The 24,406-nt window shown below is 59.8% G+C and carries 19 protein-coding genes and 1 pseudogene; 11 read left to right on the top strand and 9 right to left on the bottom strand.

The window, feature by feature from the left end:
* The first annotated feature begins 171 nt into the window (after window positions 1-171).
* A complete protein-coding gene (locus AB4N84_RS06030) occupies window positions 172-1,107 on the top strand; it encodes an alpha/beta hydrolase (protein ID WP_460045598.1) in 936 nt (311 codons plus the stop codon).
* 10 nt (window positions 1,108-1,117) lie between these two features.
* Here AB4N84_RS06030 and AB4N84_RS06025 read toward each other — a convergent pair.
* Window positions 1,118-1,764, bottom strand: a pseudogene (locus AB4N84_RS06025) (MFS transporter).
* Window positions 1,765-2,195: 431 nt separating this feature from the next.
* On the opposite strand from AB4N84_RS06025, the gene AB4N84_RS06020 reads away from it, so the two are divergent.
* The 3 genes from AB4N84_RS06020 to AB4N84_RS06010 are packed head-to-tail and all read left to right on the top strand — an operon-like array spanning window position 2,196 to window position 4,886.
* A complete protein-coding gene (locus AB4N84_RS06020) occupies window positions 2,196-3,635 on the top strand; it encodes a cytochrome ubiquinol oxidase subunit I (protein ID WP_074756243.1) in 1,440 nt (479 codons plus the stop codon).
* A gap of 3 nt (window positions 3,636-3,638) precedes the next feature.
* A complete protein-coding gene (gene cydB / locus AB4N84_RS06015) occupies window positions 3,639-4,646 on the top strand; it encodes a cytochrome d ubiquinol oxidase subunit II (RefSeq protein ID WP_074756241.1) in 1,008 nt (335 codons plus the stop codon).
* Window positions 4,647-4,703: 57 nt separating this feature from the next.
* A complete protein-coding gene (locus tag AB4N84_RS06010; protein ID WP_460045596.1) occupies window positions 4,704-4,886 on the top strand; it encodes a DUF2474 domain-containing protein in 183 nt (60 codons plus the stop codon).
* Between the two features lie 177 nt (window positions 4,887-5,063).
* On the opposite strand, the gene AB4N84_RS06005 is transcribed toward AB4N84_RS06010, so the two are convergent.
* Together AB4N84_RS06005 and AB4N84_RS06000 are read right to left on the bottom strand one after the other, a co-directional pair.
* Window positions 5,064-6,188 carry a methyltransferase gene (locus AB4N84_RS06005; RefSeq protein WP_460045594.1) on the bottom strand — a complete coding sequence of 375 codons (1,125 nt, stop codon included), beginning with the start codon at window positions 6,186-6,188 and terminating at the stop codon, window positions 5,064-5,066.
* 165 nt (window positions 6,189-6,353) lie between these two features.
* Window positions 6,354-6,602, bottom strand: a complete 249-nt coding sequence (locus tag AB4N84_RS06000; protein ID WP_460045592.1) for a helix-turn-helix domain-containing protein — start codon at window positions 6,600-6,602, stop codon at window positions 6,354-6,356.
* 336 nt (window positions 6,603-6,938) lie between these two features.
* Between AB4N84_RS06000 and AB4N84_RS05995 the strand changes: the two genes are divergently transcribed.
* Complete coding sequence (locus AB4N84_RS05995; protein WP_460045591.1) at window positions 6,939-7,715, top strand: ferredoxin--NADP reductase; 777 nt, start codon at window positions 6,939-6,941, stop codon at window positions 7,713-7,715.
* Window positions 7,716-7,878: 163 nt separating this feature from the next.
* On the opposite strand, the gene mscL is transcribed toward AB4N84_RS05995, so the two are convergent.
* Entirely contained in the window at window positions 7,879-8,328 is a 450-nt protein-coding gene (gene mscL, locus AB4N84_RS05990) for a large-conductance mechanosensitive channel protein MscL (protein WP_074756231.1), read from the bottom strand.
* A gap of 197 nt (window positions 8,329-8,525) precedes the next feature.
* Here mscL and radA point away from each other — a divergent pair, with 197 nt between their 5' ends.
* A complete protein-coding gene (gene radA, locus AB4N84_RS05985; RefSeq protein ID WP_062390018.1) occupies window positions 8,526-9,896 on the top strand; it encodes a DNA repair protein RadA in 1,371 nt (456 codons plus the stop codon).
* A 137-nt stretch (window positions 9,897-10,033) separates the two neighbouring features.
* On the opposite strand, the gene AB4N84_RS05980 is transcribed toward radA, so the two are convergent.
* A complete protein-coding gene (locus AB4N84_RS05980; RefSeq protein ID WP_074756227.1) occupies window positions 10,034-10,402 on the bottom strand; it encodes a PilZ domain-containing protein in 369 nt (122 codons plus the stop codon).
* A gap of 136 nt (window positions 10,403-10,538) precedes the next feature.
* On the opposite strand from AB4N84_RS05980, the gene AB4N84_RS05975 reads away from it, so the two are divergent.
* From AB4N84_RS05975 to yjiA, 3 genes are all read left to right on the top strand, one after another.
* Entirely contained in the window at window positions 10,539-12,608 is a 2,070-nt protein-coding gene (locus tag AB4N84_RS05975) for a carbon starvation CstA family protein (RefSeq protein WP_460045590.1), read from the top strand.
* A 26-nt stretch (window positions 12,609-12,634) separates the two neighbouring features.
* Window positions 12,635-12,832, top strand: coding sequence for a YbdD/YjiX family protein (locus AB4N84_RS05970; RefSeq protein ID WP_074756223.1), 198 nt, complete (start codon window positions 12,635-12,637; stop codon window positions 12,830-12,832).
* Between the two features lie 152 nt (window positions 12,833-12,984).
* Complete coding sequence (gene yjiA / locus AB4N84_RS05965; protein WP_460045589.1) at window positions 12,985-13,962, top strand: GTPase; 978 nt, start codon at window positions 12,985-12,987, stop codon at window positions 13,960-13,962.
* Window positions 13,963-14,136: 174 nt separating this feature from the next.
* On the opposite strand, the gene glyA is transcribed toward yjiA, so the two are convergent.
* Window positions 14,137-15,390, bottom strand: coding sequence for a serine hydroxymethyltransferase (gene glyA, locus AB4N84_RS05960; RefSeq protein WP_460045588.1), 1,254 nt, complete (start codon window positions 15,388-15,390; stop codon window positions 14,137-14,139).
* Between the two features lie 287 nt (window positions 15,391-15,677).
* Entirely contained in the window at window positions 15,678-19,517 is a 3,840-nt protein-coding gene (locus tag AB4N84_RS05955; protein ID WP_460045587.1) for a sensor domain-containing protein, read from the bottom strand.
* A gap of 397 nt (window positions 19,518-19,914) precedes the next feature.
* Between AB4N84_RS05955 and ettA the strand changes: the two genes are divergently transcribed.
* A complete protein-coding gene (gene ettA, locus AB4N84_RS05950; protein ID WP_074756215.1) occupies window positions 19,915-21,579 on the top strand; it encodes an energy-dependent translational throttle protein EttA in 1,665 nt (554 codons plus the stop codon).
* 120 nt (window positions 21,580-21,699) lie between these two features.
* Entirely contained in the window at window positions 21,700-23,031 is a 1,332-nt protein-coding gene (locus AB4N84_RS05945) for an IS4 family transposase (RefSeq protein ID WP_460045586.1), read from the top strand.
* Between the two features lie 239 nt (window positions 23,032-23,270).
* Here AB4N84_RS05945 and AB4N84_RS05940 read toward each other — a convergent pair whose 3' ends face one another.
* Together AB4N84_RS05940 and AB4N84_RS05935 are read right to left on the bottom strand one after the other, a co-directional pair.
* The gene (locus AB4N84_RS05940; RefSeq protein WP_460045585.1) at window positions 23,271-23,768 is read right to left on the bottom strand and encodes a GreA/GreB family elongation factor; all 498 of its coding nucleotides are present in this window, start codon (window positions 23,766-23,768) and stop codon (window positions 23,271-23,273) included.
* Between the two features lie 86 nt (window positions 23,769-23,854).
* The gene (locus AB4N84_RS05935) at window positions 23,855-24,214 is read right to left on the bottom strand and encodes a hypothetical protein (RefSeq protein WP_460045583.1); all 360 of its coding nucleotides are present in this window, start codon (window positions 24,212-24,214) and stop codon (window positions 23,855-23,857) included.
* Window positions 24,215-24,406 lie beyond the last annotated feature (192 nt).

The raw sequence follows: 24,406 nt of genomic DNA, 5'->3' as shown, positions 1-24,406 counted from the left end.
CCCGCGTGCTTACCTTGTGGGAGCGAATTCATTCGCGAGACGTCAGTACGGTCGCCCCGTCCAAGGCGACCGAACCACCGAATCGCGGTCGCGTTCGATCTCACAGTGTTCACGTTCTGCACGCCAGGTAACTCCCTCGATCCCGGCGGTTCCGACGGGCTGGAGCCACACATGCCCACTTACGCTTCGCTGTCGCCGGCCATGGTCGGCTTCATCGAAAAGACCCTGAGTTTCAGCGTTGCATCGCTGGAGATCGCTGACCAGCGCCGCGCTTACTCGCGCATGTGCGAAGCGTTCACGCCTGCCCGTTCTCAGGATCTCGACGTCAGGGACCTCCAGCTCGCGGGTGTCCTGGTGCGCAGCTACCGCCCTCGCTACCTCTCCGCTGAATACCCGGCACCTTGCGTGATGTACCTGCACGGCGGCGGCTGGGTGGTGGGCGATCTTGATTCACACGACTTTCTTACAGCGGCGCTCGCGATCGACCTCAATGCCGTGGTGATTGCCGTGGACTACCGACTGGCGCCCGAGCATCCGTTCCCGGCAGGATTTGGTGACTGTCTGGCGGTCTGGCATGCGTTGCAGGTTCAGGCGCCGCGGATGGACATCGACCCCCGTCGAGTCGCGATTGCCGGTGACAGTGCGGGCGCAAATCTGGCAGCGGCCGTGTGCCTGGCGCTGCGCGATGCGGAGGAGCGACAGCCCGTCGGGCAGGCGTTGGTATATCCAGGCCTGGGGGGCGGCGACGATCTTCCCTCGCGTACCGAGTGTGTCGATGCGCCGCTGCTCAGCACGGCGGACCTTGGGTTTTACCGCCAGCTTTATATGAATGAGAGCGAGCGTTCGCCCTACGCGATGCCGTTGAACGCGACCGATTTTCGAGGGCTGGCGCCTGCGTTTATTGCGGTGGCCCAGTTTGATCCGCTGCGCGATGACGGCAGCTGTTATGAGCGGGCCTTGCGCGAAGCCGGCGTGGCGACCGAGTTCGATCCCGGCTTGGGGCTGGTGCACGGCAGCCTGAGAGGCAAGGGGCACGTACCTGAGGTGGATGCCCTTTACCGCCGCCTTGTTTCTGCATTGCTGGGGTTTATCCGCAGCTCATTGTGAGCAGCGTTCTTTAAACCGCAGCCTGCTCGGCTTCAGCCACGATCTCGCTCATCCGGTCGCGCTTTGCCAGGCCCGGGAACAGTTTGATCCACAACCCGGTAATCGCCAGCGTGCCGACGCCACCGAGCACCACGGCGGGCACGGTGCCTAACCAGTGCGCTGTCAGAACGGACTCGAACTCGCCCAACGGGTTCGACGCGCCGATGAGCAAGCCATTCACAGCACTTACCCGGCCGCGCATTTCGTCGGGCGTCTCCAGTTGGAGAAACAACGACATGCCCAGTGCACCCACCGCAGGCGCCGAACGCAGCAAGCCAAGGCCCCACGGGCCGGTCAGCAGAATGTCACGCTGTCCGTCAGGCCGCCGATCGTCAAGGCCAAGGCAATGCACGCCTGCAACGTCTGGCAAATCGCGGCGACCTTGCGTCGATCGTACCGATCCGCCACATGCCCGGTGTGCAGCATGAACAGCACCCGCGGTGCGAATTCGACCAGACCGACCAGCCCCAGGTCCAGCACGTTGCCGGTCAGCTGATAGAGATTCCAGCCGATGGCCACGGTGAGCATCTGAAAACCGCTGGCCGTAAAAACCCGGGCGAGCCAGAATGCGACGAACGGTCGATGGTGACGGAGCAGGGCAGGGGTTTGAGTCGGCATTGGACGACAGCCAGCAAAGGAAAAAGGAGGGTTTCACAAGGTTGCCACTTTGCATCAGCACCTCTTTTTGTAACAGGGCGTTGCCTCATATCGGCTTTGTACACGCACTCGGTGGGCGCCGAAGCCCTCTGCTCCGGTTTTCCCGAAACTGCTCTGTATCAAGGGGTGAGGCAACTCGCCACGCGACAAAAGGCCACGCAGTTCACCTGCCGAAATGGGACTACTCTTTGATCGTTGGTTGACCTGAGTCAATTGCGCGATACATGTGGATTGACCGGGCGGCTTGACAGAACTCCCGCGTCGTCTTCTGGCCTGTGGCCTGAGCGCGAACTAAAAAGAACAAACGCATTACGTCGTACTCAATACACCGTGGGGGCAGACGCTGAGGGCCCCAAGGTCCGAAGCCGGTTTCACCTGATAGAGGAAGACCTATGTTCGGTTTAGAGGCACTCGATCTCGCCCGAATCCAGTTTGCGTTCACCGTTTCATTTCACATCCTGTTCCCGGCCATCACCATTGGTCTGGCGAGTTTTCTCGCTGTGCTCGAAGGCCTGTGGCTCAAGACTCACGACAATACCTACCGGGATCTCTACCACTTCTGGTCGAAGATCTTTGCCGTGAACTTCGGTATGGGGGTGGTTTCCGGTCTGGTCATGGCGTACGAGTTCGGCACCAACTGGAGCCGGTTCTCCGACTTCGCGGGGGCGGTCACGGGGCCGTTGCTGACCTACGAAGTGCTCACCGCCTTCTTCCTCGAAGCCGGCTTCCTCGGCGTGATGCTGTTTGGCTGGAATCGTGTCGGCCGTGGCTTGCACTTCTTCGCCACCGTCATGGTCGCGGTCGGTACGCTGATTTCCACCTTCTGGATTCTCGCCTCCAACAGCTGGATGCAGACCCCGCAAGGGTATGAAATCGTCGACGGCCGCATCATTCCGGTGGACTGGCTGGCGGTGATCTTCAACCCATCGTTCCCCTACCGTCTGGCGCACATGGCGATTGCCGCGTTCGTGGCCACCGCGTTCTTTGTGGGTGCGTCGGCGGCCTGGCACTTGCTGCGCGGCCGTGATAATCCGGCCATTCGCCGCATGCTCTCGATGGCCATGTGGATGGCGCTGATCGTTGCGCCGATTCAAGCGGTGGTCGGTGACGCCCATGGTTTGAATACGCTGGAGCACCAGCCGGCCAAGATCGCGGCCATTGAAGGTCACTGGGAGAACGTGGGTGACGAACCCTCCCCGCTGATTCTGTTTGGTATTCCGGACATGAAAGAGGAGCGGACCAAATACGCGATTGAGATCCCGTATCTGGGCAGCCTGATCCTGACCCACAGCCTGGATAGACAGATTCCGGCGCTCAAGTCTTTCCCGCCTGAGGACCGCCCCAACTCTCTGATCGTGTTCTGGTCGTTCCGCATCATGGTGGCGCTGGGCATGTTGATGATTTTCGTGGGGCTTTGGAGTGCCTGGCTGCGCTGGCGCGGCGGGCTATACACCAATCGCCTGTTCCTGCGCCTGGTCATGTGTATGGGCCCCGCTGGCCTGATCGCGATGCTCGCGGGCTGGTTCACCACTGAAATCGGGCGTCAGCCTTGGGTGGTCTACGGGTTGATGCGCACAGCCAACGCGTCGTCGAACCACAGTGTGGGGCAACTGACGATCACCTTGGTGCTGTTCGTCGTGGTGTATTTCCTGCTGTTCGGCACAGGCTTCGGCTACATGATGCGCCTGGTGCGCAAAGGACCGAAAACCCATGAAGGCGATGACACGCCTCACGGCGGTCCCGGCCAGAAACGCACTCCTGCACGTCCTCTCTCCGCTGCCGATGAAGGCACCGAAGAAGGGCACAAAGACAGCCTGCGTGAGGTGAATTGAGCCATGGGTATTGATCTTCCACTGATCTGGGCCGTGATCATCATCTTCGGCATCATGATGTACGTCATCATGGACGGCTTCGACCTCGGGATCGGCATTCTCTTCCCGTTCATCAAAGGCAAATCCGACCGCGATGTGATGATGAACACCGTCGCACCGGTCTGGGACGGCAACGAAACCTGGCTGGTACTGGGTGGCGCGGCGCTGTTCGGCGCGTTCCCGCTGGCCTATTCGGTTGTCCTCGAAGCGTTGTACCTGCCGCTGATCTTCATGCTCATCGGGCTGATCTTCCGTGGTGTGGCGTTCGAGTTCCGTTTCAAGGCCACCGACGCCAAGCGTCACCTGTGGGATAAGGCGTTCATCGGCGGTTCGCTGGTGGCGACGTTCTTCCAGGGCGTTGCGCTGGGCGCGTTCATCGATGGCATCCCGGTGGTCAACCGAGCTTATGCCGGTGGCGGGCTCGACTGGCTGACACCGTTCTCGCTGTTCTGCGGCCTGGCGCTGATCGTGGCCTACGCGTTGCTCGGTTGCACCTGGCTGATCATGAAGACCGAAGGCGGTCTGCAGAAGGCCATGCATGATCTGGCTCGGCCTCTGGCGATCGCGACGCTGGTGGTGATGGGCATCGTCAGCCTGTGGACCCCGCTGGCGCATCAGGACATCGCCGATCGCTGGTTCAGCGTACCGAATCTGTTCTGGTTCATGCCGGTGCCGGCGCTGGTTCTGGTGACCATGTACGGGCTGTTCAAGGCGGTCGAGCGTAATGCGAACTACACGCCGTTTCTGCTGACGCTGGTGCTGATCTTCCTGGGCTACAGCGGTCTGGGCATCAGCTTGTGGCCAAACATCGTACCGCCGTCGATTTCGATCTGGGACGCTGCCTCGCCGCCGCAAAGCCAGGGCTTCATTCTGGTCGGGACACTGTTCATCATCCCGTTCATCCTGGGTTACACCTTCTGGAGCTACTACGTGTTCCGCGGCAAGGTCACCCACGAAGACGGTTACCACTAGTTGGCGTTCGGCCCCGGTTTAAACTCGGGGTCGTTTCCGGAAGAAGAGGGCTCAGCGATGTCCGGTAAAGAATCCTTTCACGACCAACCCGCGCACGATGAAGATCCCGCGCGCAAGTCGCCACTCTGGAAACGCATCGGCTGGCTGGTCACGATCTGGGCGGGAAGTGTGTTCGTCCTGTTCATTTTCGCCAGCCTGCTGCGCATGTTCATGACGGCGGCGGGGATGAAGTCGCATTGAGTGTTTTCTGCGCAATAAAAAACCCGCTTCGGCGGGTTTTTTCTTAGTCTGCGCCCTGACCGCGCAGGATACTTGTCGGCGCGCGCTTGCCCGCGATTACGGTCTGCCAGTCACCATTGAAGGTGGCCGGCTTCATGCATCGCTGGCAAACGCACTCCTACCCTCCAGTCATTAAAATCATTTGCGCGCTTTGAGAATGACGAACTTCGGCGTTGCCGCCACCTGCTCAACCCCTCTGAACAGCCGCGCCAGTTTGCTGTGGTAGCCCAGGTGGCGGTTACCGACGATGTACAGCGCGCCGCCCGTCACCAGCGCAGAGCGCGCTTGCTGGAACATGCGCCAGGCCAGAAAATCACCCACGACCTGTTGCTGATGAAACGGCGGATTGCACAGCACCACGTCCAGCGAATCCGGTTCCTGACCCGCAAGGCCGTCGCCGGCGCGGATCACCGCCTCACGATCACCCAGCGCCAGTTGCCAATTCTCCTGAGCGGACTGCACCGCCATGAACGACTCGTCCACCAGCGTGTAGTGCGCGTCAGGGTTGGCCAAGGCGCTGGCGATTGCCATCACACCATTACCGCACCCTAGGTCCGCGACGCGCGCTGCGCCCAGGTTTTTCGGCAGATGCGGCAAGAACGCCCGCGTACCGATGTCCAGGCCGTCACGGCAGAACACGTTGGCGTGGTTGATCAGCTCGATCTTCGGCTCGTCCAGCGTATAGCGTGTCGGGAACGGGGAGGGTTGAAACGTCTTGGACTGCGGCGTGCAGAACAGCAGACGCGCTTTCTTCACCGCCAGCGAAGCCTGCACCGGGCCAATGTACTCTTCCATCAACTCACCCGCCGAACGGGGCAGATGTTTGACCATCCCGGCGGCCACCACCTTGGCACCCGGTGCCAATTGCCCTTGCAGGCGAATCAGTTGCTCTTCAAGCAGGGCGAGGGTCTTGGGCACGCGAATCAGCACCCAGTCGAATGGGCCCGTCAGCGGCTCGCTGGCAGGAATCACGGGGACCGCATCGAACGCCTGACCGTTACGCACCAGGTTCTTCTCCAGCGCCTGAACCCCTAGAAAGGAGTCCGTGCTGCTGAAGACGGCCGCATGGGGTGCGAGACTGGTGGCTAGGGCGCCAAAGCTGTCGTTGAGGATCAGCATGCGGGTTTGTAACGTCAGGCCTTGTTCGGCGACGTGGTTGAGCAGGTACTCGTCGGCGGCGTCGAATGCCTGCAAGGGTTCATCCGACTGCTCCGGCTGGCGAATCAGGTCGAGCTCGGCGAAAGGCGTGGTAAGCAGGGGCATGTACAGGGAATGTCCATTCGTTGGCGACGCGGTCAGGCGCTCGGCGGGTGTCATGTAAGCGCCGTTGCTACCGGACTCACGAAACCCGCGATTTTACGTGTTTTTCGACCTTTCGCACCTGAGGTTTTTCGTCATCGTCTTTGAATCCCCCCATGCCCCGCGTAATCAGAACACCCCGTGCAGCGCCGCCTGCACCACGGCCGAGGTCTTGTTCGTCACCCCCATTTTGCGAATGGCGGTGCCGATGTGGAAGTTCACCGTTCGCAGCTTCAGGTCCAGAATCATCGCCACTTCAGCAGCGGTTTTCCCTTCTGCGGACCACTTGAGTATCTCTGCCTCCCGAAGTGTCAGCCCCTTGTGGGGCAGGGTAGCGCCCCCTGTCAGTTGAAGTGACGTCAATGTCTGATGTTCCATCGCAAGCCTCCATGCCTGATCGTACTGACTACTGTTTTGATTGAAGTCTAGGAAAAAAACATTTTGTGGTCGGGGATCGGCCTGGGGCTGCTGACGAGTGGAGCAACCCAGCGGTAATCAGCGTTTTTAAAAAGCGATTCAAATCAGCAGATTGCAGCCTTCAGCGCGTGATGTTGTCGTTGATCGCGATAACGATGATCGCGAAATGCTCTAAAAACACGTGTATTGCCATCCAGCCCCCTCCACCGATATCACTACAAACCTGCGGTGTTTATCGCGGCCCGTTTGCGGGAAACTGGGTGCTCTTGAATGAGTGACAGGAGCCAGGAGCGCCCAATGACCGCCAGTGCAGAGAAATTCACCCGGCAAACGCTGCTGGATGTGACGCCGTTGACACCTAGCCTGTTCACCTTTCGCACGACCCGAGATCCGGGTTTCCGCTTCACCGCAGGCCAATTCGCACGGCTGGGGGTGACCAAGGCTGACGGCAGCACCGTGTGGCGGGCCTATTCGGTCGTGTCGTCGCCGTTCGATGAATTCCTGGAGTTTTTCTCGATCGTGGTGCCCGGGGGCGAATTCACCAGCGAACTGAGCCGCCTGCGCACGGGCGATACGCTGATGGTGGAAAAACAGGCGGTGGGCTACCTGACCCTCGACCGCTTCACCGATGGGCGGGATCTGTGGATGTTGTCCACAGGCACGGGCGTGGCGCCGTTTCTCTCGATCCTGCAGGACTTTGAGGTGTGGGAGAAATTTGAACGCATCATCCTGGTCTACAGCGCCCGTGAGACCAAAGAGCTTGCGTACCAAGAGCTGATTGCCGGCCTGGCCCAGCGCGATTACCTGGCCGAATACGCGCACAAGTTTCAGTTCATTGCCACCGTGACCCGCGAAGAGCATCCGGGCGCGCTCCACGGACGGATCACCACGCTGATCGAAAATGGCGAACTGGAGAAGGCTGCCGGGGTAGCGCTGACACCTGAGCATTCGCGGGTGATGATTTGCGGCAATCCGCAAATGATCGACGACACCCGCGCACTGCTCAAAACCCGCGACATGCGCCTGGCCCTGACCCGCAAGCCGGGGCAGATAGCGGTGGAGAATTATTGGTAGAGCCAGTGTCCGCAGGCGGGCACAGTCACTGTGGGCGCAAATTCATTCGCGCGAGGTCGTTACATCCGCTAGAGAGATTGCGTCTGATAGTCCGCATCGCGAATGAATTCGCTCCCACAAGGTTTTACGCCGAGCCACTGGGGGTGTGGCAGAGGCGCTTTGCTTAAACCAACCGATCAGGATTCACAGGCAGCGGCGCAGCCGGTTTGCTGTTCTGCTCTTTCAACAGGTCCCGGATCTCGGTCAGCAGGGTTTCCTGCGGTGTTGGAACCGGTGGCACGGTAGGGGCCTTGGCTTCTTCACGCTTCAGGCGGTTGATAGCCTTCACGCCCATGAAGATGGCGAACGCAACGATGATGAAGTCGATCACGGTCTGGATGAATTTGCCGTAAGCCAGCACCACGGCCGGTGTCGTACCTTCCGCGCCCTTCAGGGTGATCGCCAGATCACTGAAATCCACGCCGCCGATCAGCAACCCCAAGGGCGGCATGATGACATCGCCGACGAACGACGAAACGATCTTGCCGAATGCCGCGCCGATGATGATACCGACGGCCATGTCGACGACGTTTCCTTTGACGGCAAAGGCTTTGAACTCGCTTAGTACGCTCATGGTGTATTCCTTTGTTACAGATGAGGGTGGTGGATGCAGTGTATGTCAGCTACACGGATCCCGCGTAATCCATGCAATCGACCGGCTCCGGCCGGGTTAGTTTTACTGAATCCCCCAAAAAGGTAGTTCGCGGTCCCTTCGCACGCAGGTGTTTGAGCCTTGGGGTATGATTGGCCCTTTTTTGCGGCGGGGGTTTCATGGCAAAGGCCAAACGCATGTATGGCTGCACCGAGTGCGGCGCGACCTTTCCCAAATGGGCCGGGCAATGCGGCGAATGCGGCGCCTGGAACACCCTGGTCGAGACCGTCATTGAAAGCGGCGGCGCAGCGGCGCCGAGCGGTCGCGCCGGATGGACTGGCCAGCAGGCGCAGATCAAGACCCTGGCGGAAGTCAGCGTCGAGGAAATTCCTCGTTTCTCCACCAACTCGGCGGAACTGGACCGCGTGCTCGGCGGTGGTCTGGTGGATGGCTCGGTGGTGTTGATCGGCGGTGATCCCGGTATCGGCAAATCAACGATTCTGTTGCAGACCCTGTGCGCCATCGCAGAGCGCATGCCGGCGCTGTACGTCACCGGCGAAGAATCCCAGCAGCAAGTGGCCATGCGCGCCCGACGCCTCGGGCTGCCTCAGGACAAACTGCGGGTCATGACCGAAACCTGCATCGAAAGCATCATCGCCACGGCGCGGGTCGAGCAGCCGAAAGTCATGGTGATCGACTCGATCCAGACCATCTTTACCGAGCAGCTGCAATCAGCGCCGGGCGGGGTATCGCAGGTGCGCGAGAGTGCTGCGTTGCTGGTGCGCTATGCGAAGCAGAGCGGCACGGCGATCTTCCTGGTCGGCCACGTGACCAAGGAAGGCGCGTTGGCAGGTCCGCGCGTCCTCGAACACATGGTCGACACCGTGCTGTATTTCGAGGGTGAGTCGGACGGGCGTCTGCGCTTGTTGCGCGCGGTGAAAAACCGCTTCGGCGCCGTCAACGAGTTGGGCGTCTTCGGCATGACCGATAAGGGCCTGAAAGAAGTCTCCAATCCCTCGGCGATCTTTCTGACCCGTGCGCAGGAAGCCGTCGCGGGTAGCGTGGTCATGGCGACGTGGGAAGGCACGCGCCCGATGCTGGTGGAAGTGCAGGCGTTGGTCGATGACAGTCACCTGTCCAACCCGCGCCGCGTCACGCTGGGTCTCGACCAGAACCGCCTGGCCATGCTGCTGGCGGTCTTGCATCGCCATGGCGGCATTCCGACCCACGATCAGGACGTGTTCCTTAACGTGGTCGGCGGCGTGAAAGTTCTGGAAACCGCGTCCGACCTCGCATTGATGGCAGCGGTCATGTCCAGCTTGCGTAACCGCGCACTGCCAGGCGATTTGCTGGTGTTTGGGGAAGTGGGCCTGTCGGGCGAAGTGCGCCCCGTGCCGAGTGGCCAGGAGCGCTTGAAGGAAGCGGCCAAGCATGGCTTCAAACGCGCCATCGTGCCCAAGGGCAACGCGCCTAAGGAATCACCGCCGGGTCTGACCGTGATTGCCGTGACGCGGCTCGATCAGGCGCTGGATGCGTTGTTTGAGGAGTAGTGGGCCGCAGACAATAAAAAACAGTGCAGGAGCGCGCTTGCCCGCGAAAACATTCGTGCATCCGCTACACATGGGGTGGCTCACAATCCAATCGCGGGCAAGCGCGCTCCTACAGGGGGTTGGGTATCGGCCTACAGTCAAACCTCAATCAACGCCGCCAATTCCCGCTCAAGCTCGTCGTGATCCGCCAGGTTCAACTCGATCAACCGGCGCAGGTGGGTCACCGATTCCAGGCCGATGTGTTCGCAGACAAACCCCAGATGATTGTGATCGTCGTGGGTCAGTCTCACCTCCATCTGCACGAAGATATCGACGTTCAAATGAATGTCGACGATAAACGGCTCGTCAGGGTTGCCCTGCCACGGTGAGGGCCGTTCGATCAGCAGGCCTTTGAGCGAAAGGTCGATCAGATGAACGGGCCAGGTCTTGTGGTTCTGAGTCAATTCAGTCTTGGCATCGAACGCGATGCGTTTAAAGCGTCGGCGGTCTTCGTGGGAATCTGTCATAAGTCGACTTCTCCTTGGCTGCTTTGACTATAGGCCAAAACCCGCGCTAGACCATTGTGGGGGTGGCCTTTCGCTTCAGCAGCGCTAAACTCTGATGGCTGCTCACACAAGTCCACTCAGCTGGAAATAAAAAAAAATGAAAAACAATAATAGTCTGCTGCGCCACGTGCCCTGGCTGATTGTTGCGATTCTCGGGGCGTGGGCCCTGGGAGTGGTTGCATTGCGTCGGGGAGAGGCAATCAACGCACTCTGGATCGTGGTCGCCGCGGTCGCTATCTATCTGGTTGCTTATCGCTACTACAGCTTGTTCATCGCCACCCGCGTTATGCAACTCGACCCGACACGGGCCACACCGGCGGTGCTGAACAACGACGGTCTGGACTACGTGCCGACCAACAAACACATTCTGTTCGGTCACCATTTCGCCGCTATTGCCGGTGCAGGTCCGCTCGTCGGTCCGGTGCTCGCTGCGCAAATGGGTTATTTGCCCGGCACGCTGTGGCTGATTGCCGGTGTCGTGCTGGCCGGTGCGGTTCAGGACTTCATGATCCTGTTCCTGTCCACTCGCCGTAACGGCCGCTCGCTGGGCGACATGGTCCGTGAGGAAATGGGCCGTATTCCCGGCACCATCGCCTTGTTCGGCTGCTTCCTGATCATGATCATCATCCTCGCGGTGCTGGCGCTGATCGTGGTTAAAGCGCTGGCCGAGAGCCCATGGGGCATGTTCACGGTCATGGCGACGATCCCGATTGCGATGTTCATGGGCGTTTACATGCGCTACATCCGTCCGGGCCGCATTGGTGAAATCTCCGTGGTCGGCGTGGTGCTGTTGCTGCTGTCGATCTGGGTGGGTGGCCAAGTGGCCGCGAGCCCTGAGTGGGCGCCGCTGTTTACGTTCACGGGTGTGCAAATCACCTGGATGCTGGTCGGTTACGGCTTTGTGGCCGCCATGCTGCCGGTCTGGCTGGTACTGGCACCGCGTGACTACCTGTCGACCTTCCTGAAAATCGGCACCATCGTCGCCCTGGCGATCGGCATTCTGATTCTGGCCCCCGAGCTGAAAATGCCGGCCCTGACCCAGTTCACCGACGGCACCGGTCCGGTCTGGAAAGGCACGCTGTTCCCATTCCTGTTCATCACCATCGCTTGCGGTGCCGTGTCGGGTTTCCATGCACTGATTTCTTCGGGCACCACGCCGAAGTTGCTGGATAACGAAGTCAACGCCCGTTACATCGGTTACGGCGGCATGTTGATGGAATCCTTCGTGGCGATCATGGCCATGGTGGCGGCTTCCGTGATCGAGCCCGGTGTTTACTTCGCCATGAACAGCCCGGCGGCGATTGTCGGTTCCGACGTGAACGCAGTGGCGCAGATGGTCAGCAGTTGGGGCTTCGTGATTACCCCGGACCAGCTGATCGCAACGGCCAAGGACATCGGTGAGAACACCGTACTGGCCCGTGCTGGCGGTGCTCCGACGCTGGCGGTCGGTATCGCGCAGATCCTGCACCAGGCCTTCCCTGGCCAGAACACCATGGCGTTCTGGTACCACTTCGCGATCCTGTTCGAAGCGCTGTTCATTCTGACGGCCGTTGACGCCGGTACCCGTGCCGGTCGCTTCATGCTGCAAGATTTGCTGGGCAGCTTCGTCCCTGCGCTCAAACGCACCGAGTCCTGGACCGCCAACGCGATCGGCACCGGTGGCTGCGTGGCGTTGTGGGGCTATCTGCTGTATCAGGGCGTGATCGACCCACTGGGTGGCATCAACACCTTGTGGCCGCTGTTCGGTATCTCCAACCAGATGCTGGCGGGTATCGCGCTGATGCTGGCAACCGTGGTCCTGATCAAGATGAAGCGTCAGCAGTACGTGTGGGTGACCATTCTGCCCGCGTCCTGGCTGCTGATCTGCACCGTGACCGCCGGCTTCATCAAGCTGTTCGACCCAAGCCCGGCGGTAGGCTTCCTGGCGCTGGCGAAGAAATACAGCACAGCGGCCGATGCCGGACAGGTGCTGGCGCCGGCCAAGACCATGGACCAGATGCAGCACGTGATCTTCAACGCGTACACCAACGCGGCGCTGACCACCCTGTTCCTGTTCGTGGTGCTGAGCATCCTGTTCTACGCAATCAAGGTAGGCCGCGCGGCCTGGACCAAGAAAGAGCGTACCGACAAGGAAGCGCCATTCCAGGCCTTCCCGAAAGCCAACTGAGTGCGCTGTGAGGCGAGGAGCTGTGTATGTTCAATGACCTGAATCGTTTGGGTAAGTATCTGGGTCAGGCAGCCCGCCTGATGGTGGGCATGCCGGACTACGATAACTACGTCGAACATATGCAGAACAAACACCCGGACAAGCCGGTGATGACGTACGAGGCGTTCTTTCGGGAACGCCAGGATGCGCGTTACGGCGGCAAGGGTGGGCCCAAGTGCTGTTGATGGCCTGATTCTGTAAAGCTTGTTTGAATAGCGCGCCACGCCTGTCGTGGCGCGTTTTCATTTGGATACTTCTATTGTTTGTGCCGATGTCTCGCGAATGAATTCGCTCACATAGAGAGAGCGTCGGCGCGCATCTGAAAGCAGGAGAACGCATGACCGTTTCGCAACCTATTCCCGTCACCGTCCTGAGTGGTTTTCTCGGCGCGGGCAAGACCACGTTGCTGCGTCACCTGCTCAAGGAAGAGCACGGCCTGAAAATCGCCGTGATCGAAAACGAATTCAGTGACGCCGGCGTCGACACGCAATTGCTCGGCGATGAGCCCGTGCAGGTGATGACGCTGTCCAATGGCTGCGTGTGCTGCACCATCCATACCGACCTGACCAAGGCGTTGTTCCTGCTGCTGGAGCGACTGGACAGCGGTGAAATCGCTTTCGACCGCCTGGTGATCGAATGCACGGGCCTCGCCGATCCCGCGCCCGTCGCGCAGACGTTCTTCATCGATGAAGAGCTGCGCGAGCGCTATATCCTCGATGGCATCATCACGCTGGTTGACGCCGCCCACGCCGACACCCATCTGGAACAGACCATCGCCCAGGCACAGATCGGTTTCGCCGACCGCCTGTTGGTGAGCAAGACTGATCTGGTGGGCGAGGCGACCTTTGAAGCCCTGAGCCAGCGACTGGCGCGCATCAATCGCCGGGCGCCGATTCGCATCGTTGAGCACGGCAAGATCGATTTGGCCGAACTGCTCGATGTGCGCGGGTTCAACCTGAACGCCGACATCGGCGGCATGACCCTGCGCCCGGCAGCGCCTGCGGGCCGGTCAATCGACCGCATCAGCAGCCTGGTCCTGCGCAGCGACAAGGCGCTGGATATCGACAAGCTCAGCGAGTTCATGAACGAACTGCTCGAAGACCACGGCAAACAACTGCTGCGCTACAAAGGCGTACTGAACATCGCCGGCGAAGAACGCAAGCTGGTGTTTCAAGGCGTGCTGAAGTTATACGGCTTCGATTTCGACGTGGAGTGGGCAGAAGGCGAAAAGCGCGAAAGCGTGATTGTGTTCATTGCCGATGAACTGCCGGAAGAGAAGATTCGAGAAGGGTTTGCGAAGGTGGCGGCGGATTGAATTTCCTGTACGGCGCCGAACAACTGTAGGAGCGCGCTTGCCCGCGATAGGGTCTATCAGTCACCACACCAGGGTCTGACCCACCGAATCACGGGCAAGCGCGCTCCTACAAGTGGAAACGAAAAAGCCCGGCTCAAGAGCCGGGCTTTTTCATGCAACCGCTACAGCGTCAGATCACGCGCCGTAAACCGGCAGCTTGGCGCAGATGGCTTGGACTTTCTCACGAACAGCGGCGATCACCGCTTCGTTGTTCAGGTCAGCCAGGATGTCGCAGATCCAGCCCGCCAGTTCCTTGCACTCTGCTTCCTTGAAGCCGCGAGTGGTCACTGCCGGGGTGCCGAAGCGCAGGCCGGAGGTGACGAACGGGGAGCGTGGGTCGTTCGGTACGGAGTTCTTGTTCACGGTGATGAAGGCCTTGCCCAGTGCGGCGTCGGCGTCTTTACCGGAGATGTCCTGCTTGATCAGCGACAGCAGGAACAGGTGGTTCTCGGTACCGCCGGAGACTACGTCGAAACCGCGCTCGATGAATACCGAAGCCATGGCCTTGGCGTTCTTCACCACTTGTTGCTGGTAGGTCTTGAACTCAGGCTGCAGTGCTTCCTTGAAGCAGATCGCTTTGGCGGCGATGACATGCTCCAGAGGACCGCCCTGGCCGCCCGGGAACACGGCGGAGTTCAGCTTCTTCTCGATCTCGGCGTTGGCGCGCGCCAGGATCAGGCCGCCGCGTGGACCGCGCAGGGTTTTGTGCGTGGTGGTGGTGACGACGTCAGCGAAGGGAACCGGGTTCGGGTAGACGCCAGCGGCAACCAGACCGGCCACGTGGGCCATGTCGACGAACAGGTAAGCGCCGACCTTGTCAGCGATGGCGCGGAAGCGCGGGAAGTCCAGGATCTGCGAGTAAGCAGAGAAGCCCGCCACGATCATCTTCGGCTTGTGTTCTACCGCCAGACGCTCGACTTCGTCGTAGTCGATCAGACCGTTGCCGTCGATGCCGTATTGAACAGCGTTGTACAGCTTGCCAGACGAGGAAACGCTGGCGCCGTGGGTCAGGTGACCGCCGTGGGCCAGGCTCATGCCCAGGATGGTGTCACCTGCGTTCAGCAGGGCTAGGTAAACGGCGCTGTTGGCCTGGGAGCCGGCGTGTGGCTGGACGTTAGCGTAGTCGGCGCCGAACAGCTCTTTGGCGCGGTCGATGGCCAGTTGCTCGACGATGTCGACGTATTCGCAGCCGCCGTAGTAACGCTTGCCCGGGTAGCCTTCAGCATATTTGTTGGTCAGCACAGAACCCTGGGCTTCCATGACAGCGGGGCTTGTGTAGTTTTCCGAGGCGATCAGCTCGATGTGCTCTTCCTGTCGCTTGGCTTCTTGTTCCATAGCGGCATACAGGTCGGAGTCGTACTTGGCGATAGTCAAATCACGGCTGAACATGGCGGTCCTCGGGGATCGGGCAGTAGAAAAGGGGGGCATTCTACAACATCGGCTTTTATCTGGCATATGAAAGCGGGTCATGTGCTGGACAAGCGGTTTTCATCCAGCCTGACGCTGCACCTGCAGGCGCGTGGCTTGTCCCGCGATGTGCCGGGAACCGGTACCCAATCCGGTATACCCGATTCATCTGAAATACCGGATTTACCGATTTTACAAAGGGTCCCCCGCCGATCGCGGGACAAGGTAGAGCGCCCCTCCGACCACTCCTGCAGGGGAGCGGCATCGATTCAGTCAATCATGAACAGCGCATCGTTACTGAATTGCGCTTCGAACCGCGAGGCCGGCATCGGTCGCCCGAACAGGTAACCCTGCACTTCGTCGCAGCCGTGTTCGCGCAGGAATTCCAGTTGCTCGTGGGTTTCCACGCCCTCTGCGATCACGGCCAGGTTCAGGCTGTGGGCCATGGCGATGATCGCACGGGCGATCTGTGCGTCCTGTTCGCCGGAAGGCAAGCCGTCGACGAAGGTGCGGTCGATCTTCAGCACATCGATCGGGAATTGCTTGAGGTAGTTCAGCGAGGAATAGCCGGTGCCGAAGTCGTCGACCGCAATACTCAGGCCCAGGCGCTTGAGGCCGTCCAGGATCTGCATCGCTTCGCTGACTTCGCGCATCAGGATACTTTCGGTCAGCTCCAGTTCCAGGCAGGCAGGCGGCAGGCCGGTTTCCTGAAGGATATTGGCGATGCGCATGCCTAACTGGCCATCGGAGAACTGCCGCGCGGAAATGTTGACCGAGACCTTCGGCACGCGGACCTTTGCCTTGTGCCATTCGCGCAACTGCTGGCAGGCTTCCTTGAGCACCCATTCGCCGACTTCGACCACCAGCCCAAGCTCTTCAAGCACCGGGATGAAGTCCCCCGGCGGCACCAGTCCGCGACGGGGGTGACGCCAGCGCAACAGGGCTTCCGCGCCGGTCAGGCGCTTGCCGTCACCGCTGAACTGCGGCTGGTAATACAAGGTGAACTCTTCCTGCTCGAGGGCGTGGCGCAGGTCGCTTTCCAGTTCCAGACGCTCCAGGGCGCTGGCGTTCATGTCGGCCTGATAGAACTGGAAGTTATTCTTGCCGCGCTCCTTGGCGTGATACATCGCCGTGTCAGCGTTCTTCATCAGCTGGCTCAGCTCATTGCCGTCCTGCGGGCTCAGCGCGATCCCGATACTGGCCGTCACGAAGAACTCACGGCCTTCCAGCACAAACGGTTTAACCAGGCTGGCGAGAATCTGCTCCGCCACGTGAATGGCCCGGGTCAGCGCGGCCTGTTGCGTGGCGCCGGGCTGCAACAGCAGGGTAAATTCGTCGCCGCCCATGCGCGCCACGGTATCGTCGTCGGCCACACACGCCAGCAGGCGTGCCGCCATGTCCTTGAGCATGCGGTCGCCCGCGGCGTGTCCGAGGGAGTCGTTGATCGGTTTGAAACGGTCCAGATCGAGGAACATCAAGACCACCCAGGCATGCTGACGCTCGGCATGTTGCAACGCGGTGTGCAGACGGTCCTGGAACAGCGTGCGGTTGGGCAGGTGGGTCAGGGCGTCGTAGTAGGCCAGCCGGTGAATGCGCTGTTCGCTGGCCTTGCGCTCGCTGATGTCGCTGAAGAAACACACGTAGCTGGCCAGGTCGCCTTCGTCGTCGAACACGGCCGTGATGCCGACCCACGCCGGGTAATGTTCGCCGTCGCGTCGCTTGAGCCACAGCTCACCCTCCCAACTGCCGCGCTGGTGCAGTTGCTTGAGGATGTAACCCATGTGGGCTTCCTGCTGGTCTTCGACAGTCAGCATCATCGGCAACTGGTCCAGCACTTGCGCGACGGCATAGCCGCTGACGCGACTGAACGCGTCGTTGGCCTGGACGATATAACCGGCCGGGTCGGTGATCAGGATCGCGGAGGTCGAGTGCTCGAATACGGTCGCGGCCATGCGCAGGTCTTTTTCAGCGCGGCGCTGCTGACTGATGTCACGACCGACCCCGAGGATGCCTTCGAACGTCCCGGCTTCGTCCCACACCAGCACCAGACGCAGCTCAACGGGGATCTTGCGGCCGTCCGCGCGCAGGCAGTCGAACAGGAACAGTTGCGTCGTCACTTCACGGCGCAGCGCCGCCAGGGCGTCAGGCTTGCCCAGACCTCTGCGAACGCGGTGCAGCAGGGCGTAGAGCGCCGCCAGTTGTTGCGGGTTGGCAATGATCGAGTTCCAGCCGTTTTGCAGAATCCACTCAGAGGTATAGCCCAGCACGGCATTGACCGACGGGCTGACATAGTTGGGTTGCAGTTTCTGATCGGTGGAGAAGATCACATCGCTGATGCTTTCTGCCAGCATGCGGTAACGCTGCTCGCTGTCACGCAACGACTGACTGGCCTCGACCTGCTCGGTGATGTCCTTGGCGACACCGATGATGCGCGTGACCTGACCGTTCTTGTCCGGCGCCAGTGCCTGCTCGCGAATATCGAAACGGCGCCACCGGCCTCGGCGGTCGCGAAAGCGCAATTGGCATTCGGTCATCCCGCTGTCGCTTTGGTGGGTCCAGGGCAAGCGCATGTGTTCATAGCACTCGGTGTCTTCGGGGTGCAGCAGTATTTCCCAGAAGTATTCCCCCATTTGTTGCAGATCTTCCGGGGTGTAGCCCAGGGTTTGCCCCAAATGATGGTTGCTGTAAATCATGCGCCGCGTGGTGATGTCCTGAACGTACAGATGGTCGGGGACAGTGCGCACCACGTCCGACCAGAAGCTTTCACGCTCCTGCAACGCCAGCTCGGTTTGCTTGCGGTTGGTGATGTCGTTGATGCTGAGGATGACAGCGTTGAAGTCTTCCGGCTGCTCGGGCAGGCGCACCACGAGCCACAGGTGCTGGTCGTGGCCGTCGGCATCGGGCAGCAGGATTTCCAGCTCAAGCTGCGGCAGGCCGTCGAGCACCGCGCTGATCAACTGCACACCAATGCCTGTATGCGACCGGGGGCAGCCCTCGATCAACTGTTGCCAGACCTTTTCGGCAGATTCGGCACGCAGCAGGCTTGAGGCGACCTGATTGACCTCGGTGATGTGCAACTGGTGTAACAGGCCTTTGAGCTGGACGGGATGATGGATCAGGCGCTGGCTCAATTCTTCGCTGCTGTTCAGCTGTAGCTGTCTCAGGTATTCGGGCAGGCCTGAGAGATCGAGAACACAAAGCGCGACGCCGGTGCCTTCGAAGATATCTTTGTAACGACGACGGCTTTCATGCAACTGCTGTTGGCGGCGTCTCAAGCTGCGCAACGCCAGCAGCGGCACGATGGAGCAGAGCAGGGCGATCAAGCATTTTGCTATCAACGGTGCGACCAAGGCCTGACGGGCTTTTTTCGCATCGAACAGGCCCCGCAGTTGCCAGTCACTGTTGGTCAGCGGTTCGAGCAGCACGGTCTGTGGATCGCTGCCCACTGATGCGCCGTCCGCCGCTTCGCCCCGGTAGATGAGATGCCGTGTCGTGCGGTTTTCCAGTTGCCAGCCTGGCTGATAGTCCTGATCGCTTTGTCGGGTCAGGGACTTCAGCGCTGACGTGTTCAGGCGGATCGCCCAATAGCCTTCGCTTTCGCTGCCCGGTTGACGAACGAACAGGTAAATCAGCGACCCGTCCGGGGCGTCAGCGTAATAGTAGGTGCGGCCTTGAATGCGCTGGTGCTGATCAGTCAAAAAACCGGCGTCCTGACGCCTTGGGTCGCTGTCGGCGATGACGTTGGATTGGCTGTCGAGCCAGGCGACACTGCGCAGTGCGGGGATCGATTGACGCAGGCGATCCAGTGTCGCGGTATGTTGCTCAAGGGCTTGGGGACTGCCTTTGGCGTCATCCAGAACGTTGAGCGCAACCTGAGCGCTCAGCGCCATGTTCAGGCTCAGTCGGTCGGCCAGCTGGATGCTGTAGTCAACGCTGCGCTGATGCTGACGCTCTTGCGTCTGCTGAAACTGTTCAACCAGTTGCCACAACAAAAGCACGAGCATCAGCAGCACCAGCACCGCCAGTGCGCCTTTGAGCGAGCCTCGAAAAGGCATGGCCGTCGCACTTTTCGACGAGCGCAAGGGCGGAGTGGGGGTTGATGTGGACAAACTGTGATCCTGACTGCTGGACTGAATCAGCGTGTGCGAAATGCACTATAAGCTTGACGCCCAAAGGGCGGCTAGCATGCCTTGACTTGTGGCTAAGTGCCAGCCCCATTGGGCCGCACGGTTTGCCCTGCCGACTGCATTCGGGTAGCTTTGCGCCACGCGCGGGACACCCGATTTCTGCAAGCGTGACGCAATGCCTGCAAACATTGCTCCAGCTTTATGACCGGTGCTCGGAAGTTTTGCCGCCGCTATTCTGGTCAAGCCTTAATCAATTCAAGGCCCGGATGCGCCCGACGGCAAGTTGCGAGGTCATTTAAAAGCTGTTTTTGCGACAGAGCACCGGGTTTCTCCCGAACGCTCGCGCCTTTATTCACCGTCATAACCAGGTTTTCATTCCATGGCTCAATACGTCTTCACCATGCATCGGCTGAGCAAAGTTGTTCCGCCGAAGCGGGAAATCCTGAAAAACATCTCGCTGTCGTTCTTCCCGGGCGCCAAGATCGGTGTACTCGGCCTTAATGGTTCGGGCAAATCCACGTTGCTGAAAATCATGGCCGGTGTCGACACCGAGTTTGATGGTGAAGCACGCCCGATGCCCGAGTTGAACATCGGCTACCTGCCGCAGGAACCTCAGCTGGACCCGACCAAGACTGTCCGTGAAGTGGTCGAGGAGGCGGTCAGCGTGATCAAGGACGCCCAGGCGCGTCTGGACGAGGTCTACGCTGCCTACGCAGAACCGGATGCCGACTTCGACAAGCTGGCCGCCGAACAGGCCAAGCTGGAAGCCATCCTGCAGGCCAGCGATGGCCACAACCTCGAGCGTCAACTGGAAGTCGCCGCCGATGCGCTGCGTCTGCCAGCCTGGGACGCCAAGGTCGAACACCTGTCCGGTGGTGAAAAGCGTCGCGTGGCCCTGTGCCGTCTGCTGCTGTCGGCACCTGACATGCTGCTGCTCGACGAACCGACCAACCACCTGGACGCCGATTCCGTTGCATGGCTTGAGCACTTCCTGCACGACTTCCCGGGCACCGTGGTCGCGATCACGCACGACCGTTACTTCCTGGACAACGTCGCCGGCTGGATTCTGGAACTCGACCGCGGCGCCGGTATTCCTTACGAGGGCAACTATTCGGGCTGGCTCGAGGCCAAGTCCGATCGTCTGGCCCAGGAATCCAAGCAGCAATCGGCTCACGAAAAGGCCATGAAGGAAGAGCTGGAGTGGGTGCGTAAAGGCGCCAAAGCGCGTCAGTCCAAATCCAAGGCCCGTCTGCAACGCTTCGAAGAAATGCAGTCGCAGGAATTCCAGAAGCGCAGCGAAACCAACGAAATCTACATCCCGGCTGGCCCACGTCTGGGCGACAAGGTCATCGAATTCAAGAACGTCACCAAGGGTTACGGCGATCGCGTGTTGATCGACAACCTGTCGTTCGCGATGCCTAAAGGCGCCATCGTCGGGGTGATTGGCGGTAACGGTGCCGGTAAGTCGACCCTGTTCCGCATGCTGATGGGCAAGGAACAACCCGATTCAGGCTCCATTGAAATCGGTGAAACCGTGCAACTGGCCTGCGTCGATCAGAGCCGTGACGACCTGGACGGCAGCAAGACGGTGTTCGCACAGATTTCCGATGGCTCCGATCAGATCAAGATCGGCAACTATGAAATCCCGTCGCGCACCTACGTCGGTCGTTTCAACTTCAAGGGTGGCGATCAACAGAAGTTCGTCAAAGACCTCTCCGGGGGTGAGCGCGGTCGCTTGCACCTGGCGCTGACCCTGAAAGAGGGCGGCAACGTCCTGCTGCTCGACGAACCGTCCAACGACCTCGACGTCGAAACCTTGCGTTCCCTGGAAGAAGCCCTGCTGGACTTCCCGGGCGCCGCCATTGTGATCTCCCACGATCGGTGGTTCCTGGACCGCGTGGCGACCCACATCCTGGCATACGAAGACGACTCGCAAGCCGTGTTCTTCGAAGGCAACTACACCGAGTACGAAGCCGATCGCAAGAAGCGTCTGGGCGACGCCGCTGCCCAACCGCACCGCGTGCGCCACAAGAAACTCGCCTGATTAAGGCGAGTGTCATGAAAACGGAGCCCTCGGGCTAATGCCGATCAGTTAAGCCTTCTCGCTTGACCTTTGGCCGCAAGAAATCAAAATCCGATGCCTGTACTGGCATCGGATTTTTTTATGCGTCTCGCTCGGGCACTGGAACTGACCCACAACATCGCCTCCACCCCCAACGCCATCGAGGGGTTGGGCTCGTTGCTCGATCCTTCTTTGGTCGAACAGGCGCTTGAACAGGCCGGCGTAGCCACCTTGCGCAAGCGGCGTTTGCCACTGGAAATGATGCTTTGGTGCGTGATCTCCATGGCGTTCTTCCGGCGCATGTCAGCGTGGGATGTGGTCAGCCGCATGAACATCATGCTGCCAGGTCAACGTCCGTTGGTGGCGCCTAGTGCCGTAGTCCAGGCCCGTCAGCGATTGGGCAGCGAAGCTGTACCACAGGTCTTCAATCTGACCCAGAAAAGTTGGCATGAAGCGGCCGCTCATCCGACGTGGGCTGGTTTGCGCTTATTGGGCGTCGATGGTGTCGTCTGGCGCACGCCTGACACACCGGAAAATCGGGAGCGTTACGACTCCGCCAGCAACCAGCATGGCGACACCGGTTTTCCCCAGGTGCGCATGGTCTGCCAAATGGAGTTGACCAGCCATTTGCTGATCGGCAGTGCATTTGACGGCTACCGCAGCAACGAAATGAAACTGGCCGAGCAACTGATCGAAACCACCCCCGATCATTCGTTGACGCTGTTTGACCGTGGATTTTATTCGCTAGGCTTACTGCATCAATGGCAGCAAGCAGGCGTTGAACGCCACTGGCTGATGCCGCTGAAAAAAGGCTCGCAGTACGAGGTGATCCAGCGGTTGGGGCGCCAGGATGCGATTGTTTCGCTGAGCACTTCGCCGCAGGCCCGCAAGCAATGGCCGGGGCTGCCGGAACGTCTGACCGCGCGACTGCTGAGCAAAACTGTCAAGGGTAAGGTCTGTCAGATCCTGACCTCGATGGCCGACCCGCTGCGATTCCCATCCGACGAAATCGTCGACCTGTACAGCCAGCGATGGGAGATCGAATTAGGGTTTCGGGAAATGAAGCAGACGCTGCTCAACAGCAGTTACACGCTGCGCAGCAAGACGCCAGAGATGATCGAGCAAGAGTTGTGGGGCGTGTTATTGGGCTACAACCTGTTGCGCTATCAGATGGTGGAAATGAGTCGTCATTGCCCAGGTATTTACCCATGTGAAATGAGCTTTACCGCCTGCACCTGGGCGATCCTCGGGTTTATCAACGGTGTTTCGGCCGACCGTTCCGGAAACATCCCCAAATACCTGGCCGAGCTTCATGCTTCAGCGCCGCACTACGTGCTGCCGCATCGACGTGAGGAGCGGGTTTACCCCCGGGCCATCCGGCTGAAATCACCGAAGTATCCGATTAAAAACAAAAATGCCAGTCAGCTTAACTGACTGGCATTAGCCCTCGGGCTCCGTTTTTTTTGCGCGTGTCGTCAGTGGCTGCATGAACGCAACTCACACATTGGGTGGAACCAGATCTGCGCATAGGCCCGGTACCTGTAGGAGACGTCCGAGGTTACGAGGGCAGCGAATGCGGTGGGTCAGGTGACGGAAATGTCAGATGACCTGCAAGAACGTTTTGGGGTATCTCTCAAAACCTGGAAGCTTCGGCAACGAGGGCTTGCGGGTCATCAACCATCCCCCTCGATCTGCACAATCTCAATCACCTGATCGCCGACCGGCCGTTTCCAGCTGACCTCATCCCCGACTTCCCCACCCAGTAATGCCTTGCCCAGCGGCGATGCCCAGTTGATCAACTGGCGCGTCGCATCCGCCTGATCTTCCCCCACCAACTGCACACGCTGCTGATTGTCCTGCTCATCGGCAAAGGTCACCCAACTGCCAATCTGCACCTTGTCAGTGGACACGGCAGGCGTGACCACTTGAGCACTCTGCAGGCGTTGATTGAAGTAACGCAGGTCCCGTTCGATATCGGCCAGGCGCTGCTTGTCGGCGTTCTCGCCACGCGCGGATTCATCGCTGTGTTGCGCCTGCAATAACGAGACATCGTCCTGCAACTGAGCAAGACCACGTGCCGTCACGTAATTCGGTTGTTCGCTGACCTGTCGCTCGACTGGCTGGCTTGCCTGCGCGGCAGCGTTATCTTCATTGACGAAGGCCCGACTCATGAGGTGCTCTCCTGTTCACGTTCATGAACGTTGGGCCATGATCGCATTCGATAAGTTTCGCCAAATGTCCCGCAACGACGTGAGCGTCAGTGAGAGCGATAAGCCTTGGCGGCGTCCTGGGTTTTCTGTTGCTCCCAGGCGCGGTCCCGGTCGTTCCAGATGCTGTCTCGCCCCTGATCCTGAACATTGCGGTTTTCCAGTTGGGCCTGGCACTGGCGGAATCCGTCGCTCCAGCCTTGCGCGTAAATCGTGTCGCGCAAATAGCGCGGCACGTCCTTTTTGTATTGCCCTTTCATGATATCCACGGACTGCCGACCACTCCCGCAACCATCCTGAAAACCGTCCGCAAATGCCGGCGGGTAACCTTCGGCCAGTAACTGGTCGTGGGTAGACTGACATCCGGCGACAACCAAGCAGCACCACAGCACAACCCAACGCGTATTCATTTCCGTATCCTCGACTTATGTAAAAAGTCTAGAAGCGGATCTGTGAGTTATGTGTAAAAGCGTTGTGAGAAATCCATTAACCGATGCCCGGTATACCGTGATTAGTTCCGAATTTCTGCCTGACGGCTCAGTAGCCTGAAAAAACTTTTAGTAATTTTCTTGTCGACGGCCTGCGAAGATTCAGGGTTGGTA

This window comes from Pseudomonas sp. S2_H01 (assembly GCF_054668305.1).
The sequence above is the reverse complement of the archived record's forward strand: the minus strand, read 5'-3'. Positions and strand labels throughout refer to the sequence as shown.